Below are 15,481 nucleotides of genomic sequence, written 5' to 3'. Positions count from 1 at the left end.
ACGCCCCGGGAACCCGGCGTGTAGCTGCTGTCATTCGCTGCGGGTGTGCACGGCTTCGTTGGCGCGCTGCGACAGCCGCGTGAATGCGTGGTTGGTGCGCTCATCCCGCAGATCACGGACCTGATAGAAGTCTTTGCTAAGCCACTGCCCCAAGCCGATCAACGCCGAACCCAGCACGCTTTTCACGCGTACCCAGCCGTTGTCCGCGCGCGCAAGATTTGCCGCTGATACCACTGCATATGTCTCCAATCGGTCGAGCTCGATATGTAGAAAGTCCGCGAAATGGTGGAGCCCACGCTGATTGCTGTTCGACGCCTTCTTTTCCAGTTCCACGTGCTCCGGAATGAGCGATTGATTACTCACCCGAATGAACTGAGGCGTGTCGGCGCGGGGCGTGCCGATGGTGCGGATCGCCAGCCCGACGCTTGCCGAGGCTTCCGTGCGTTTGCCGAGCGGAGGCAGGCCCCACTTGTCGCAGAGATATCTCAGCACGCTGCAATGGTCGAATTGCGCGTGGCACACACCACCGTCGCACCACGGAGACACGAGGAGGGCGGGCACGCGTACGCCTAGCCGCGTGAAGTCGAACATGCGCGTGTATTCGTCGGGCGCGACCGAGTCTGACGGCGGCGGCACGTGGTCGTAGAAGCCACCGTGCTCGTCGTAAAGGATGACTAACAATGTACTTTCCCACAACGGCTGATTCGAACGCAATGCGTTGTAGGTGTCCGCGATCAGCTTTTCCGCCTTCATGACGTTATGCGGCGGATGATCGTCGTTCTGTGCCTCGCCGAAGTACTTGGGCTCTATTAGCACGAACTCCGGAAACGCATCGGCCGGCCCTGCCGCATCGGGAAAGAAATTGTCGAAATAGCGGTAGTTCGCGAGGTTCTCGGCTTTGCGCTGATTCTTGAATAGCAATGACGCGGGGAAGTCGTAGAAATAGACGGTCCAGGTTTTTTTAGCGTCGTTCAGGCGGTCAAATATCGTGTCTTGATCCTGCTCCGTGTACCACCTGGGATTGAGCGCGTCGAGGCCGGAAGGCATGCCCACCTGCCCCTTCGAAGTGCCGGAAAGCGCGAAGTAGCGGTTGGGCCACGTTGGGCCGGGCAGCGATGAAAACCATCTGTCGCATACGGTGAACTGCTCTCCGAGCGTGTGCAGCGCCGGCAGAAAGCCACGCGGGTAGTAGCCCATGATGTCCTGCCGCGCGGCAAGACTGCTCGTTGGATAGTCCTTAACGAAGGAGCGCACGAATCCGCTGTTGTTCGAGTCGATCTGACTGAGCACGGCCGAATGCCCATGATCCGGATCGAGCTTCATTTGCCGTGCGCGCGTGGGGCGAGGGAAGAAGGTGTGGCCTTTGCCGTCGTCGTTTGTTTTTGACGCAGCGTTGCGTACGCCGTCCAGATCCTCATGCACTTCGTCGAGGCAGCCCAGCATCTGGTCGAAAGAATGGTTTTCCATGAGCAGAAGAACCACGTGGCGAATCGGGTCGTTCTGCGCATGCGCTTGTTGTTGTGCCGCGTTGCCGAGTTGGACGTCGCCCATGTGCATCGCTCCACCAGTCCTATGCAAGACTGAACGTGAGAAGTCTCAGTGTTGCAAACGTAGCGCAAAAAGCGCTGCGACGAAAGCCCTGCGACGAAAGCCCTGTATCGCTATGAGACGCCAGAGAAAATCGGCCCTTGCCCACCGGGCGCCAACGGGTGGAACACTTCCGCGTGCGGCGTGGCAGCGGCCATATGCGCCGCTGCAACTGGGGGCGTTGCGGGTTCTCGCAAAGTCACTGCGCTGTCTGGTGTGATTGGTACGCTCGGTTTCGCGAGCAGTTCAGTCTTTCTCATCGATCCAACCGACGTGCCGAAGTAGTAGCCGATGATGCTGATCCAGGCCGTGCCTAATGCCCCGACGATCACGTTGACAAGATCCTTGTTGACTCCAGGCAAAGGCTGGAAAGCCATCAGCAGCAGGATGCCGAAGAAGCCGGCGGTGACCGCCATCGCGAGTACCTTAGGGACCCAATCGCCGTTGGCTAGCGACATTGCGCGTGCGCTGGCGCGGTCGCTGGTTTCGATACGCGCCATGTCCGTCTCGTGAGCAAGCCGCGCCTGTGCGGCGGTCACCACTAGTTGCTGTAACTGCAGCGCGTTGGCGCCTTCCGCCTGCTTGATCTTCTCCAGCGCGCCCGGATCGCTCAATGCCCGCTCAACCTCAGCGGGATTGCTGGGCGTGCCGAGCGAGTGAGAAATAATCGCGGCGGCGGCCGATACGCCGATACCGACAGGCCCGCCGATGAGCCCGGCAAGAAGCGGGGCGGTGCTGCCGATATTCGTCGCTACTTTCGACCAGTCCATCATGCTGCTCCCAGAAGAAGATTGGAGGCCATCCGTTCCGTCCAGCCTCGGCTAAAACTCGACCACGCGTGAAGATTCCTCAGATACCGCAGGCGATAAGCTGCGAATCGCATCACAAATTTCATGGGGTCCGTGTTCTTCACTGCCTCTAATGTGTCCGGCCCGAATTTGCCGTCTTCTATCGCGCCGGACGCTTTCTGCATCCACAGCACGACAAGTCCGCCGTTATAGTTTGCGTCGAAAATCTGGAAGGCCACACGCGGATCGAGTTCGTCGAGATGCAGCGGGTTCCAGTACTTTTGTTTGGCGATCTGCCTGGCGGTATCGAGCGGCAAGTCCTTCATCGCGCCGTTATATCCCTGGCTGCGCGCTACGTGGGCTGTGACGCCCCACATCGTCTCGCCCCCAGGATCGGCAGGATTGAAGGAATAACCGCCTTCACTTCCGATCAGCGCCTTGAATGCATCCTCGAAGTTCTCCATCGATGGTCTCCTCGCATTGAGTGTGGTGACGAACAGGTCGTGCTTCGGTCAAGCAATTGGCATTGCGTTCGGGCCAACGTTGCGGCTCGCTGGTTGCGAAGCTTCCAGGCGGTAATCTGCCGGTTGATTTGAAGCTGGTCGCACGCGTGCATCGTGTTTTGCCTGGCCAGCGTTGTTGCGATCCTGGAACGCCGCGCCGAATTGCGCGATGCGGATCTCTCTCGCTGACAATGCGCCCGGGTCGAGCCGGAACGCTTGCGTGAACTTGCTCGCTGCGCCGTGCAGATCGCCCTTCTTGTTTAGTGCCCTGCCCCATTCCGCGTAAGAGGGCGCGAGGTCGGGACGTAGGGAGACGGCGCGCGATAGCTTCTCTATGGCTTCGTCGTATTTGCCGATCGCGATGAGCGCTTCGCCCCAATCGTGGAGATTGTCGACCGAGTCGGGTTTCATCCGATACGCCTGCCTGAATGCATCCAGTGCTTCCACGTAACGGCCTGAATGCAATGACACGTCGCCGAGAAGACGCAGGTTTTCTGCTGTGGTCGCCTTACTCTTTGCTGCGGCTCGCAGTGCGTCAAGTGCATCGTCCAGGCGATGCTGCTGCTCGAGTGCGATGCCGAGGCTCGCGCGCAAAATCGCCGAGTCCTTATAGATAGTCAATGCTTCGCGCGTCTGCTGCTCGGCTTCTTTCGCGAGCCCTTGACTGGCGAGCAACCATGCCTTGCCGGCAAGCGCCCATTCGCTTTGTTCGGAAGCGGGCATGGCCAGGACTTCGTCATAGATCGAGACAATGTCGCCGTAATTGCAGTGCGCGAGTGAGCACTTCGTTCTCTGCACTTCGGAAAACAGATGGCTGGCGAGTATGTTCGGCTCGGCAAGGCGCATGGCTTTGACCGCAATGTCATGCACGAACGTCGTCAGATCGCTTCCTTCGAACCGCACCGTGCTCTCGCGGGAGTCGAAAGGGCCGCCTTCTATCTGCACGTGCGCGACGTATGAGTCCGCGCCGTCGTCGAGCCTGGCGATGCCGACGTGAACCACTACGTCCTTGCGTTTGACGATGCATTTGATAAAACGGACCGTGGACGCATAAGACATATCCTGACCGGGAATCTGGATGTCGGGCTGCGCGTCGTTATCGGCCATCGTATCGTGCGGAATCGACTCGGCGTCCTGCCCGATCTGCCTCATTGCGGACATGATCCGCTCAGCGAGGAAATTGGACGTATAACCGCGTGTCACTAACGATTGCGGCGCTTCGACCGGCGGCACCAGCAGTTGCCGCGTGAGCACGCCACGTAGGACAAGACAGAAAAACGCGATGGCGAGGAACGCGAAGACCCACGGCAAGACATACGGCCACAGTTCTTTCGGACCGCGACCGATAAAGCCCGCAGTTCGCAGACCGAGCCCAATCACACCGGAGAAGTGGTGACCATTACGCCGACGTGCGCCGCTTCCATGCAAAGGACGGCTTCGCAAATGCATCGACCGGCGTTGCGTTTGCACACTCGACATGACTCACCTCGGCTCGTTCGATGTTGGGAAACGCGCGACTTGCGGTGGCCGCTGTTATGCATCGAATGTGCCATGCGCGTGAACGGATCTGCGAACGGCATCTGCGAAGGCCGCCAGGCCGATGGCAAAGTGATCTGCGAAGAAGAGTGTCGTGCGTCGGCCAACTACCCACGCGTCAAAGTGTGCTGACGGCCAACAGCGTGCGCGAAGTCAGATGGTGGTGCACACGAGCGAATCGCCCGCAAAAGCAGGGACATCAGAATGCAAAAATGCCGTTCGGTCACTCACCGAACGGCATTGTTTTTACCGCCGCGCTTTCACACGGCAAGGTGGTTTAGGTCTAGACGGCTGCCGGCCGCCATTTCAACAAGCGCTGCTCGACTGCGGTCAACAAGTAGTCCGCTGCCAACGCGACCACGGCCAACACGATCATCGCGGCAAACACGCCGCTTGCGTTGAACGCACCTTGCGCGGTGGAAATCAGCAGGCCGATACCTTGTTTCGAGCCGAGAAATTCGCCGACCACTGCGCCGACGAGCGCAAAGCCGAAGCTCACATGCAAGCTTGCAAGAATCCAGCTCAATGCCGAGGGAATCACAACCGACGTGGTCACCTGACGGCGCGACGCTCCGAGAATCTGCGCATTCGCGATCATGTAGCGATCCGCTTCACGCACGCCCTGAAACGCATTGGCGAACACGACGAAGAACACCATCACCACGGCGAGTGCAACCTTCGAAGCCATGCCGAGCCCCAGCGCAATCACGAACACGGAGCCGAGCACCACACGCGGAATCGAGTTGGCGATCTTGATGTAGAGGCTGAACACGTCCGACAGCAGCTTGTTGCGGCCGAGCAGAATGCCGCAAAACACACCGGCGACGGAACCGATAATGAAGCCGAGCCCCGTCTCTTCGAGCGTGACCCACACCTGCGTGAGAAGCGGGCCTTGAGACGTGCCGTTCACGAACCAGTCGACGATCTGATCGAAGATCGCGGTCGGCATCGAAAAGAAGAACGGGTCGATCCACTTCAGGCGCGCGGACAGTTCCCAGCCGCCGAGCACGATCACCAGCACGGCGATACGCAGCGCAATCACCAGCGCCTGACGCTGCCGGATACGTTTTTGCGCGACCCGTTCGACCTGCGCGAGCGACGCGGCGTCGATGCCCGAGGGCATCATCTGTTGAGGGGTAGTAGACATGTTTCGCTTTCCTTGATTAACCGATCTGCACTTCTTCGCGCAGGTCGTGCCAGATGTCGCGCGAGATTTCAATGAAACGCGGGTCGTAGCGAACTTCCGACGTGACGCGCGGACGCGGCAGATCGATCTCGTAGACCTTCTTCAGCGTGGCGGGGCGCGCGGTCAGCACGAACACGCGGTCGGCGAGTGCAATCGCTTCCTCGAGATCGTGCGTGACAAACACGACCGACCCGGCGCCGCCCCACAACTGCAGCAACTCGTCCTGCATCAACGTGCGCGTTTGCATGTCGAGCGCGGAGAACGGTTCGTCCATCAACAGGATTTCCGGCCGGTTGATGAAAGTTTGCGCGAGCGCCACGCGTTTGCGCATGCCGCCGGACAGCTGATGCGGATAGTGCTTGCCGAACTTGTCGAGGCCCACACGGCGCAACCACTCGTTCGCTTCTTCGTAGGCGGCGGATTTCGAGCGGCCGCGATACAGCGGGCCGGCTGCGACGTTGTCGATGACGGAGCGCCACGGAAACACCGCGTCTGCCTGAAACACGAAGCCGATGCGCGGATCGATACCGTCAACCGGTGCGCCCATTACACGCACTTCGCCGGTAGTGGGCTTGAGCAACCCCGTAATCATGCTGAGCGTGGTGGATTTGCCGCAGCCCGTAGGCCCGACAATCGCGACGAACTGGCCGCGCGCCACCGACATGCTGAAGTCGCGCAACGCGATTGTTGCCTTGCCGTCCGGAGAAATGAAACGGCAGGACACGTTGCGCATTTCGATTGCAGGCGTCTCGCGTGACATAGGTTGGTTCATCGGCTGGTGCCTCGCAGTTTGCTTGATGTGGATGACGTTACTTCGCCGCGGTCTTGACCGGCGTTGCCACGAAGTCGTTCGTGTAGGTCTTGGCGAGGTCGATGTGCTTGCCCTTCACCGAGGGATTGAAAGCGGAGAGCACTTTCAACACGGTTTCCGGACCGTCGGCGGGCATCTTGCCGTCCTTCGTGAACATGGGCAGCGACGCCTTCAATGCGCCGACGTAAAGGTCCTTGTTATTGCCGTAGTAGTCTTTCGGCATCTTGGCCGCGATCTCTTCAGCGCTATGCGTGGCGATGAAATTCAGCGTCTTTGCGAAAGCGTGCGAGAGCTTCGCTGCGTCGCTCTTGTGCGACTCGGCCCACGCGCGTTGCACGTAGAAGCTCGAAGCCGGATAAGTGCCGCCGAGCGCTGCGCGCGTGCCTTCGAGCGTGCGCATGTCGACCAGTACTTTCGCGTCGCCGGTCTTCAGAAGTTGCGAGACCGTCGGCTCGGTCGTCATGCCGGCGTCGATGCGGCTTTGTTTGATGGCCGCGATAAAGCTATTGTCGGCACCTACTGGCAACAGCGTGTATTGCGTGGACGGCACACCCGCACGTTGCGCCAGGTATTGCGTGAGGAAGCTTGTCGAGGAGCCGAGGCCGGTCACGCCGAGCGTCTTGCCTTTTGCATCAGCCATGCTCTTGAAGCTGTCTGCCGCTTTCGTGGAGACCATTTCGACTTCGCCCGGCACCTGGCCGAAGATCACCAGCGCCTGCACTTCCTTGCCTTTGCTCTGCAGATCGATAGTGTGATCGTAGAAGCCCACTACGCCTTGCACCGCGCCTGCGAGCAGTTCGTTCTCGGCATCCACACCCGCCGGCTGCGAGAGAATTTCGACGTCGAGGCCTTCTTCCTTGAAGTAGCCGAGTTGTTCAGTCAGCTTGGCCGGCAGGTAAATGATCTTGGTGGCGCCGCCGACCATGATCGTGAGTTTCTCCGCATGAGCGGCGGCCGAAGCTGCGGCAAGGGCAAACGCAACACCGGACACAACGGCAATCTGGCGCAAGGTACGCATGAGGCAGTCTCCTGAGGTTTGGCCGCCGCCCTATGGACCATGCGGCGCTTTTTGAGTGAATGACGGCGATTATAGAAATCGGAAACCTTCTGGGAGCTTTCGACGGTGTCGGCAAATAGTGAGTGTTAACCCCGAACCGCGCGAAATCGTGCCGCAAACCGCGCGCAGCGCATGCACCGGAAGCTCCAGGCAAAACATGGAACTGTATGCTGCGAACCGCACGCGATACGCGCAGCGCCCTATTTTTACGGCACAATCGACGCCCTGACTCTCGCCGTTTGCGCCATGAAGCTGCTGCTTATCGAAGACAACCCCACGCTCGCTCACTGGCTCGCGAAGATGCTGGAACAGGAGGCATTCGCTCTGGACGCCGTGCAGGACGGCGACGCGGCGGACCGTTTGCTGCGCACGAATCACTATGACGTGATCCTGCTCGACCTCAATTTGCCGAAGTTGTCGGGCAAAAACGTGCTGCGCCGGCTGCGTCAGCGCGGCGACGCGACCCCCGTGCTGATTCTGACGGCGAGCGGTTCGATCGACGAGAAAGTGGAGTTGCTCGGCGCGGGCGCCGACGACTACCTGGTGAAGCCATTCGAAGTGCGCGAGTTGATCGCGCGAATCAAGGTGGCGATCCGTCGTCAGTCGCCGTCGAAGGCGAGCGAAGTAGTATGCGGCGACCTTGCATTCGACATCGACACCCGCCAGTTCACCTTGAAGGGCGCGCCGCTGAACGTCACGCCGCGCGAGCGCTCGGTGCTCGAAACGCTGATCCTGAGACTGGGCAAAACGGTGACCAAGCCCGCGCTCGTCGACGCGATCTTCACGCTCGCTGACGAGCCGAGCGAAGACGCGGTGGAGATTTATATCTCACGCTTGCGCAAGAAGCTCGACGGCAGTTCGGCGGCCATCATCACGCTGCGCGGGCTCGGCTATCTGCTGCGCAAGAAAGAAGATGACCAATAGTTTGCGCGTCCGATTGTTATGGTGGTTGCTGGTGCCGCTCGCATTGTATGTGTTCGTGACTGGCAAGGCCGAGTACGACAATGCCCGGCGAACGGCCGATCTGGTGCAGGACAATCAGCTTATTTCCTCCGCGCGAATGATTGCAGGCGAGGTGGAATGGGTCGACGGTTTCCTGCGCGTGGATGTACCGCCAGCAGCGCTCGAGATCTTCGCGTCGCCTTATCGCGATCAGGTGTTCTACAGCGTCAATGTGGACGACCGGCAACTGCTCGCGGGTACACCGGATTTTCCGCCGCGTCCCGCGCAAGCGGCCGATACGCCGGACCACTACGACACCGCGCTATACGGCCAGAACGTGCGCGCCGTGGGACTGGTACGGCTCATGTACGACAACGGCGCGACGCGCCGCGTGCGCGTCACCGTTGGCAAGACGGTGCGTTCGCGCGACGCAATGGCCGAACAACTATGGCAGCCGCAACTCGTGCGGCAGATCGAAATGATCGCGCTTGCCGTGGCGCTCGTGTGCATCGGTCTGACCTTCGAATTGCGTCCATTGATGAAGGTCAAGGACGAGGTCGCCGATCGCGATCCGATGCAACTCGAACCGATTCGCGTGGACCGTCTGCATACGGAATTGCGGCCGATTGTCGAAGCGATCAATCAGTGCATTGCGCGCCTCGGCGTGCAGGTCGCCGCACAACGCCGTTTTATCGCCGACGCCGCTCACCAGTTGCGCACGCCGCTCACGCTGCTCGGCACCCAGTTGCAGTTCGCGCGGCAGCAAGGCGGCGTGAATCCCGCGCTCGATGAAGCACTGGCCGCCATGCATCGCAGCAACCGTTCAATGGTCGGACTTACCAACAAGCTGTTGCTGCTCGCTCAGGCCGAGGCGGCGGACAACCGGCAGGTGATCGTCGAAACGGTGGATCTCGTGCCGTTGGCAATGGAAGTGGTGGAAGACCTCGCGTTGCTTGCGCAGGGGCGGCAAATCGATCTCGGCGCGGAGCTTTGCGATCTGGCGCCGGTGGCTGGACACCGTGGCCTGCTTCAGGCGCTGATCGCGAATCTCGCGGAGAACGCTATCCGCTACACGGGCAGCGGCGGGCACGTCACGGTCGCGGTGACCGCCGATGCGCACAGGGTTACCGTTAGCGTGATCGACGACGGCCCCGGCATTCCAGCCGAGTCTCGCAGCCGCGTATTCGAACCGTTCTTTCGCGCCTCGACCGATACGGAGGGCACTGGTCTCGGGCTCGCCATCGTGCGCGAAATCGCGGACGCGCATAAAGGCGATATCGCGCTTGAACCGGGCGAGGGCGGCAAAGGCGTGCATATCACCGTTTCTTTTCCGCGCGCGGCGTCGGGGCATTCGCGCGCAGGTTAGCAGCGCCGGCTATCGCGGCCGCCGGCGGCTGTATCGCGTTGAAAATCTCGCGCTCGCTGCTGTGCCAGTGTCGAAGTCAAAACGTATCAAAAGGCAGCGTTGTAAATCGCCAACGCATCGGCCTCGCTGACTGGCCGCGGATTATTCACGAGTAGTCGCGTTTGCAACATCGCGTCGCTGGCCATGCGTCCGAGCCCTTCACGCTCGATGCCGACATCGCGCAGTCGCGCCGGAATCGCTGTGGCGGCGATCATCTGTTCGAGCTTTTCGATCAGCGCCTGGGTCTTTGCTTCGGCGCTGCCTGTCGCTCCCGGCACGACCACGTCGGCGAGTTCCGCGTAAAGATGTGCCGCCGGTTCAGCGTTGAAGCGCAACACATGCGGCAGCACCAGCGCATTGGAAAGCCCGTGCGGCACGTGATAAATGCCGCCGATCGGATAGGCAAGCGCGTGCACCGCAGCCACCGGGGAGTTTGCAAATGCCTGCCCCGCGAAAGTCGCGCCGAGCAGCATTGCCTCGCGCGCTTCGCGATTGCTGCCGTTTTCGCACGCGGGCAGCAGGTTGCGCGAGAGCAGTTCAAGCGCCTTTATCGCGAGCATGTCGGATACCGGGTTCTTGAGATGCGCGGACGTGTACGCTTCGATCGCGTGAACCATGGCGTCGATGCCGGTGGCCGCCGTGGCGGCAACGGGAAGCCCGAGCGTGAGTTCGGCGTCGAGAATCGCCAGATCGGCGATCAGTTGCGGCGCGACGACGCCCATCTTCTTGGCCTCGCCGACTGTGACAATCGACACAGCTGTGACTTCGGAGCCGGTTCCCGCGGTCGTCGGCATCTGTACGAGCGGCAGGCGCTGCACCGTCACCTTGTTCACGCCATACATTTCACTGAGTTGCTGCTGTTGCTGTGGAGCGAGCACCGCGATGAGCTTGGCGACGTCCATCGACGAGCCGCCGCCCAAGCCCAGCACGATCTCGGCACCGGCGCTGCGCGCGCGAGCCGTCGCTTCAAGCACGATATGTTCTGGCGGATCGGCGATTACGTCGTCGATCACCGTCGCATTCCAGCCATGCGCCGCGAGATCGGCAAGCGCCGGGCCCAGTAAGCCGCTCTTGTGCAGGAAGCCGTCCGTCACGACACACAGACGTTCAAGCGCCGGAAACTGCGCGCGCAACAAAGCGCCGAGCCGACGAGCCGCGCCAAATTCGACTATCAGCGTGGGCACCGTTTGAAAGCGGAATGCGTTCGTCATGCTGCTTCTCCCGGCACCATATGGCTCGACACTTCGCGTCGCTCCAGCAATGGAACGATTGTGCCGAAACCAAGGCGCTGAAAATGTTCGGTATCGCGATGCTCGGCGAGGCCGTCCGCATCGCTGTACTGTTCGAGGATCACAAAATGGTCAGGCTCGAGCGGTGAGCGGAAAAATTCGTAGTAGAGGTTCTTCGGCTCCGCGCGAGTGGCGGCGGCGAGCTCGGTGAGATGCTCCACGATCGCGTCACCGTTGCCGGGCTTGGCGAAAAAATGCGCGATCACCTGCAGGTAGGCATTAGCCATTAGTTACTCCAACAAGACAGTAGTAGAAATCTCACAGTGCGAAGCCGATGTCACCGCGCGCCGCGGATATTGCCGATGCAGCGTGGACGCGGCGCAGAGCATCAGTTGTACCAGATTCGGATCGGCCGTTGAACGGCGAACTCGTCGTCCTTCTGCGTTCCGCAGGGGAGCCATCAGCTCTGCCAGGTCGTTCGAAGCGTATATTGAGAATGATTCGCGTTTACGTTAGATTGTGACCGTGTTTTTCGAGAGAACGAGCGTGCGCGCCGCCGATAAACGATGTCCGCGCAACGTCGAGCGCATGGAAGCACTGCGCGAACTTACGCGCTGCCGCTCGCTTTCATGATTGCGGCGCGCACATGGACGAGGCGGCTACGTCCAGCGCCGCATGACCGGGCGCGCCAGAACAGCGCCGGTACGCGGCTTCATCCCGAGGAATTCTTATGACCATGCTTTCGACTCCGCGGCCCACGCTCGCCGACCTTTCGATCGAGCCTGGGCTACCCACCGTCGTGTCACCGCGTACGGGCGAGGACATGTCGTTGAACGACGCCGCTCCGCTGCTGCATGCGATTGTCGACGAGACGCTCGAGCGCGCCGGCGGCGTGCTCTTTTCAGGCTTCCGGGTTGATTCGATCGATGCGTTTCAGGGTTTCGCGGCATCGTTCGGGCATCCGTTGATCGGTTACGAATTCGCGTCTACGCCGCGCAGCCAGGTTGAGGGCGCGGTGTATACGTCGACGGAATATCCGCCGCATCGCTCGATCCCTTTGCACAACGAGCAGTCGTACACGCGCGAATGGCCGTTGCGGATCTGGTTTCACTGCGCGCTCGCCGCGCGTTCCGGCGGCGCGACGCCGATTGCGGACAGCCGCGCGATTTATCGCGCGCTCGATCCCGCGCTCGTCGAACGTTTTGCGAGCCGCGAACTGCTATACGTGCGCAACTTCGGGCAAGGGCTCGATTTGCCGTGGCAGCAGGCCTTCGGCTCGGACGATCCAGCCGTCGTCGAGCGCATTTGCCGCGCGCGCGGCATTGAATGCGAATGGCGCGACAGCGAAGACGGCGAGTTGCTTCTGCGCACCCGTGAACGTTGCCAGGCGGTGGCGCGGCATCCGCGCACAGGCGAAAACGTGTGGTTCAACCAGGCGAACCTGTTCCATCTTTCGTCGCTCGATGAAGACATGCAGGATGCACTGATCGACTCTGTCGGCCTGGAAAACGTGCCGCGTAACGTGTATTACGGCGACGGCGCGCCGCTCGAAGCCGACGCCCTCGCGCAGATTCGCGGCGTGCTCGACGAGCAGCGGGTCGTGTTTCCCTGGCTGACCGGCGACGTGCTGATGCTCGACAACATGTTGACGGCGCACGCACGCGACCCTTTTGAAGGCCCGCGCAAGGTGGTCGTTGCAATGGCACAGAGCTACCGTCACGGCGATACGGTGTAGCGCGGCACGACAACCGCAGCACCGTGTTGAGCGGACGATCACGCCCGACAGAGGTGGGCCAGCGTTAATGCATACCATTCGCATTAAGACGAAATTCCCGCGCGTGAGTCATCTATAAGACATATGTCTTTAGACGTGAGCTAAATCGCTGAAAGCCTTGTCTGGCGGGCATCGCGTCACTTTCACCGGCTTTGTCGGCATGTTTGTTTAGCAGCGGACAGTGGAAAACGCGCATATACTCACGGTCGGGCCGTAAAAAGTAGTGCTGCGGGTCGCGCTTCGTTTTGCTGCTTCGTCGCAACTCGCTGGCTCAGCGCGTCCAACGCTCTGTCTCTCACTTCACCTAGCAAAGCATCAAACATGTCCACACCGCCGAAGATCATCTACACCCTGACCGACGAAGCGCCTGCTCTGGCGACTTACTCGCTGCTGCCGATCGTCAAGGCGTTCACGCGCTCGTCCGACGTGATCGTTGAAACGCGCGATATCTCGCTTGCTGGCCGGATCATCGCTGCATTTCCGGACTACCTGACCGCGGAACAGAAGGGTTCCGACGATCTGGCGGAGCTTGGTGGACTCACAACGCGCCCCGAAGCGAACATCATCAAGCTGCCGAACATCAGCGCTTCGGTGCCGCAACTGAAGGCCGCGATCACCGAATTGCGCGATCAGGGCTACAAGCTGCCGCCGTATCCGGACGTCGCCACGACCGACACGGAAAAAGACGTCAAGGCACGCTACGACAAGATCAAGGGCAGCGCGGTCAACCCTGTGCTGCGCGAAGGCAACTCCGACCGCCGCGCGCCGCTGTCGGTGAAGAACTACGCACGCAAGCATCCGCACAAAATGGGCGCGTGGGCTGCGGACTCCAAGTCGCATGTCGCGCACATGAGCGGCGGCGATTTTTACGGCAGCGAAAAATCGGCGCTGATCGCAGCGGCCGGTGCAGTGAAGATCGAATTGACGGCTGCCGACGGCACGAAGACCGTTCTGAAGGAAAAGACGCCGGTGCAGGCGGGCGAGATTATCGACGCGTCGGTGCTCAGCAAGAACGCACTGCGCAGCTTTATCGAAGCGGAAATCGCCGATGCCAAGAGCAAGGGCGTGCTGTTCTCGGTGCACCTGAAAGCCACGATGATGAAAGTGTCCGATCCGATCATCTTCGGTCACGTCGTGTCGGTGTTCTACAAAGACGTGTTGGCCAAGCACGCTGACGCGCTGGCGCAAGCGGGCTTCAATCCGAACAACGGTATCGGCGATCTTTACGCACGCCTCAAAGACCTGCCGGCCGAAACGGCTGCGCAGATCGAAGCCGACATCAAGGCTCAGTACGAACAGCGTCCGCAACTGGCCATGGTCAATTCGGACAAGGGCATTACGAGCCTGCACGTGCCGAGCGACGTGATCGTCGACGCGTCCATGCCGGCCATGATTCGCGAGTCGGGCAAGATGTGGGGCGCGGACGGCGCACTGCACGACGCCAAGGCCGTGATTCCGGACCGTTGCTACGCGGGCGTGTATCAGGCGGTGATCGAAGACTGCAAGAAGAACGGCGCATTCGATCCGGTCACTATGGGCACGGTGCCGAACGTCGGCCTGATGGCACAAGCCGCTGAAGAATACGGTTCACACGACAAGACGTTCCAGATTCCGGCGAACGGCGTGGTTCGTGTGACCGACGCAAGCGGCGCTGTGCTGATCGAGCAAGCGGTGGAAGCGGGCGACATCTGGCGCATGTGCCAGACCAAAGACGCACCGGTGCAGGACTGGGTCAAGCTCGCGGTGAATCGCGCGCGCGCCACCAACACGCCGGCCGTGTTCTGGCTGGACGCGGCTCGTGCACACGACGCGCAGATCATCAAGAAGGTCGAGCAGTACCTGAAGGGCCATGACACGAACGGTCTGGACATTCGCATCATGACGCCGGTCGAGGCAACGAAGTTCTCGGTTGAGCGCATCCGCGCCGGCAAGGACACGATCTCGGTCACAGGCAATGTGCTGCGCGACTACCTGACCGACCTGTTCCCGATCATGGAACTGGGCACCAGCGCGAAGATGCTGTCCATCGTGCCGCTTATGGCAGGCGGCGGCATGTTCGAAACGGGCGCGGGCGGTTCGGCGCCGAAGCACGTTCAGCAACTGGTCGAAGAAGGTTTCCTGCGTTGGGACTCGCTGGGTGAATTCCTGGCGTTGGCTGCGTCGCTCGAACATCTGAGCAGCGCGTATCACAACCCGAAGGCGCAGGTTCTGGCCAAGACGCTGGATCAGGCAACCGGCAAGTTCCTCGACAACGACAAGTCGCCGGCGCGCAAGGTTGGCGGTCTCGACAACCGCGGCAGCCACTTCTACCTCGCGATGTACTGGGCGGAAGCACTGGCCGCGCAAACGGAAGACGCCGCGTTGCAGGCGCAGTTCGCCGGCGTGGCGAAGGCAATGGCCGACAACGAAGCGAAGATCCTCGAGGAACTGCGTGCAGCGCAAGGCAAGCCGGTGGATATCGGCGGCTACTATCGTCCGAACGTCGAACTGACGAGCAAGGCTATGCGCCCGAGCGCCACGCTGAACCAGATCGTGGACTCGATCGCGTGAAGTGTTCGGCCATGTGCTGACACGTGTGAGGAGCGACGCAGGTGACAATGCACTTGTGCACGCTCTTGAAGACGCAGCCAGGCAGAGACCTAACGCCGCATGGAAGTAAGCGG

At 60.8% G+C, this 15,481-nt stretch carries 13 protein-coding genes; 4 read left to right on the top strand and 9 right to left on the bottom strand.

The window, feature by feature from the left end:
• Nucleotides 1-30 precede the first annotated feature (30 nt).
• From JMY24_RS19665 to JMY24_RS19635, 7 genes are all read right to left on the bottom strand, one after another.
• On the bottom strand, nt 31-1,551 hold the full coding sequence (locus tag JMY24_RS19665) for an alkaline phosphatase family protein (RefSeq protein ID WP_201702715.1): 1,521 nt from the start codon (nt 1,549-1,551) through the stop codon (nt 31-33).
• A gap of 110 nt (nt 1,552-1,661) precedes the next feature.
• The gene (locus JMY24_RS19660) at nt 1,662-2,357 is read right to left on the bottom strand and encodes a hypothetical protein (RefSeq protein WP_128596202.1); all 696 of its coding nucleotides are present in this window, start codon (nt 2,355-2,357) and stop codon (nt 1,662-1,664) included.
• On the bottom strand, nt 2,357-2,839 hold the full coding sequence (locus JMY24_RS19655; protein WP_128585103.1) for a glycoside hydrolase family 108 protein: 483 nt from the start codon (nt 2,837-2,839) through the stop codon (nt 2,357-2,359). The genes JMY24_RS19660 and JMY24_RS19655 overlap by 1 nt, the downstream gene beginning before the upstream one ends.
• A gap of 48 nt (nt 2,840-2,887) precedes the next feature.
• Nucleotides 2,888-4,357: a tetratricopeptide repeat protein gene (locus JMY24_RS19650; RefSeq protein WP_128596203.1), complete on the bottom strand. Its 1,470-nt coding sequence runs from the start codon at nt 4,355-4,357 to the stop codon at nt 2,888-2,890.
• A gap of 340 nt (nt 4,358-4,697) precedes the next feature.
• Nucleotides 4,698-5,561 (bottom strand): ABC transporter permease, encoded by an 864-nt coding sequence (locus JMY24_RS19645; RefSeq protein WP_128596204.1) that lies wholly within the window; start codon nt 5,559-5,561, stop codon nt 4,698-4,700.
• Between the two features lie 16 nt (nt 5,562-5,577).
• Nucleotides 5,578-6,372 carry an ABC transporter ATP-binding protein gene (locus JMY24_RS19640; RefSeq protein WP_128596205.1) on the bottom strand — a complete coding sequence of 265 codons (795 nt, stop codon included), beginning with the start codon at nt 6,370-6,372 and terminating at the stop codon, nt 5,578-5,580.
• A 37-nt stretch (nt 6,373-6,409) separates the two neighbouring features.
• Nucleotides 6,410-7,429 (bottom strand): ABC transporter substrate-binding protein, encoded by a 1,020-nt coding sequence (locus JMY24_RS19635; protein ID WP_128585101.1) that lies wholly within the window; start codon nt 7,427-7,429, stop codon nt 6,410-6,412.
• 285 nt (nt 7,430-7,714) lie between these two features.
• On the opposite strand from JMY24_RS19635, the gene JMY24_RS19630 reads away from it, so the two are divergent.
• On the top strand, nt 7,715-8,392 hold the full coding sequence (locus tag JMY24_RS19630) for a response regulator (protein ID WP_128596206.1): 678 nt from the start codon (nt 7,715-7,717) through the stop codon (nt 8,390-8,392).
• Nucleotides 8,382-9,776, top strand: a complete 1,395-nt coding sequence (locus JMY24_RS19625) for a sensor histidine kinase (protein ID WP_128596207.1) — start codon at nt 8,382-8,384, stop codon at nt 9,774-9,776. The genes JMY24_RS19630 and JMY24_RS19625 overlap by 11 nt, the downstream gene beginning before the upstream one ends.
• A gap of 86 nt (nt 9,777-9,862) precedes the next feature.
• Here the strand turns inward: JMY24_RS19625 and JMY24_RS19620 are convergent, their stop codons facing one another.
• Together JMY24_RS19620 and JMY24_RS19615 are read right to left on the bottom strand one after the other, a co-directional pair.
• Nucleotides 9,863-11,026, bottom strand: coding sequence for an iron-containing alcohol dehydrogenase (locus tag JMY24_RS19620; protein ID WP_128596208.1), 1,164 nt, complete (start codon nt 11,024-11,026; stop codon nt 9,863-9,865).
• Entirely contained in the window at nt 11,023-11,331 is a 309-nt protein-coding gene (locus JMY24_RS19615) for a putative quinol monooxygenase (RefSeq protein ID WP_128596209.1), read from the bottom strand. The genes JMY24_RS19620 and JMY24_RS19615 overlap by 4 nt, the downstream gene beginning before the upstream one ends.
• A gap of 443 nt (nt 11,332-11,774) precedes the next feature.
• Here JMY24_RS19615 and JMY24_RS19610 point away from each other — a divergent pair, with 443 nt between their 5' ends.
• Nucleotides 11,775-12,779: a TauD/TfdA family dioxygenase gene (locus JMY24_RS19610; protein WP_128596210.1), complete on the top strand. Its 1,005-nt coding sequence runs from the start codon at nt 11,775-11,777 to the stop codon at nt 12,777-12,779.
• Between the two features lie 360 nt (nt 12,780-13,139).
• Nucleotides 13,140-15,368, top strand: a complete 2,229-nt coding sequence (locus JMY24_RS19605) for an NADP-dependent isocitrate dehydrogenase (RefSeq protein WP_201702714.1) — start codon at nt 13,140-13,142, stop codon at nt 15,366-15,368.
• The last annotated feature ends 113 nt before the right edge of the window (nt 15,369-15,481 follow it).

It is taken from the genome of Paraburkholderia kirstenboschensis, from assembly GCF_904848585.1.
Classification (GTDB): domain Bacteria; phylum Pseudomonadota; class Gammaproteobacteria; order Burkholderiales; family Burkholderiaceae; genus Paraburkholderia; species Paraburkholderia kirstenboschensis.
The sequence above is the reverse complement of the archived record's forward strand: the minus strand, read 5'-3'. Positions and strand labels throughout refer to the sequence as shown.

Coding starts and splice junctions, on each gene's coding strand:
- JMY24_RS19665 (WP_201702715.1), bottom strand. CDS start 1,551: ATGGGCGACGTCCAACTCGGCAACGCGGCACAACAACAAGCGCATGCG.
- JMY24_RS19660 (WP_128596202.1), bottom strand. CDS start 2,357: ATGGACTGGTCGAAAGTAGCGACGAATATCGGCAGCACCGCCCCGCTT.
- JMY24_RS19655 (WP_128585103.1), bottom strand. CDS start 2,839: ATGGAGAACTTCGAGGATGCATTCAAGGCGCTGATCGGAAGTGAAGGC.
- JMY24_RS19650 (WP_128596203.1), bottom strand. CDS start 4,357: ATGTCGAGTGTGCAAACGCAACGCCGGTCGATGCATTTGCGAAGCCGT.
- JMY24_RS19645 (WP_128596204.1), bottom strand. CDS start 5,561: ATGTCTACTACCCCTCAACAGATGATGCCCTCGGGCATCGACGCCGCG.
- JMY24_RS19640 (WP_128596205.1), bottom strand. CDS start 6,372: ATGAACCAACCTATGTCACGCGAGACGCCTGCAATCGAAATGCGCAAC.
- JMY24_RS19635 (WP_128585101.1), bottom strand. CDS start 7,429: ATGCGTACCTTGCGCCAGATTGCCGTTGTGTCCGGTGTTGCGTTTGCC.
- JMY24_RS19630 (WP_128596206.1), top strand. CDS start 7,715: ATGAAGCTGCTGCTTATCGAAGACAACCCCACGCTCGCTCACTGGCTC.
- JMY24_RS19625 (WP_128596207.1), top strand. CDS start 8,382: ATGACCAATAGTTTGCGCGTCCGATTGTTATGGTGGTTGCTGGTGCCG.
- JMY24_RS19620 (WP_128596208.1), bottom strand. CDS start 11,026: ATGACGAACGCATTCCGCTTTCAAACGGTGCCCACGCTGATAGTCGAA.
- JMY24_RS19615 (WP_128596209.1), bottom strand. CDS start 11,331: ATGGCTAATGCCTACCTGCAGGTGATCGCGCATTTTTTCGCCAAGCCC.
- JMY24_RS19610 (WP_128596210.1), top strand. CDS start 11,775: ATGACCATGCTTTCGACTCCGCGGCCCACGCTCGCCGACCTTTCGATC.
- JMY24_RS19605 (WP_201702714.1), top strand. CDS start 13,140: ATGTCCACACCGCCGAAGATCATCTACACCCTGACCGACGAAGCGCCT.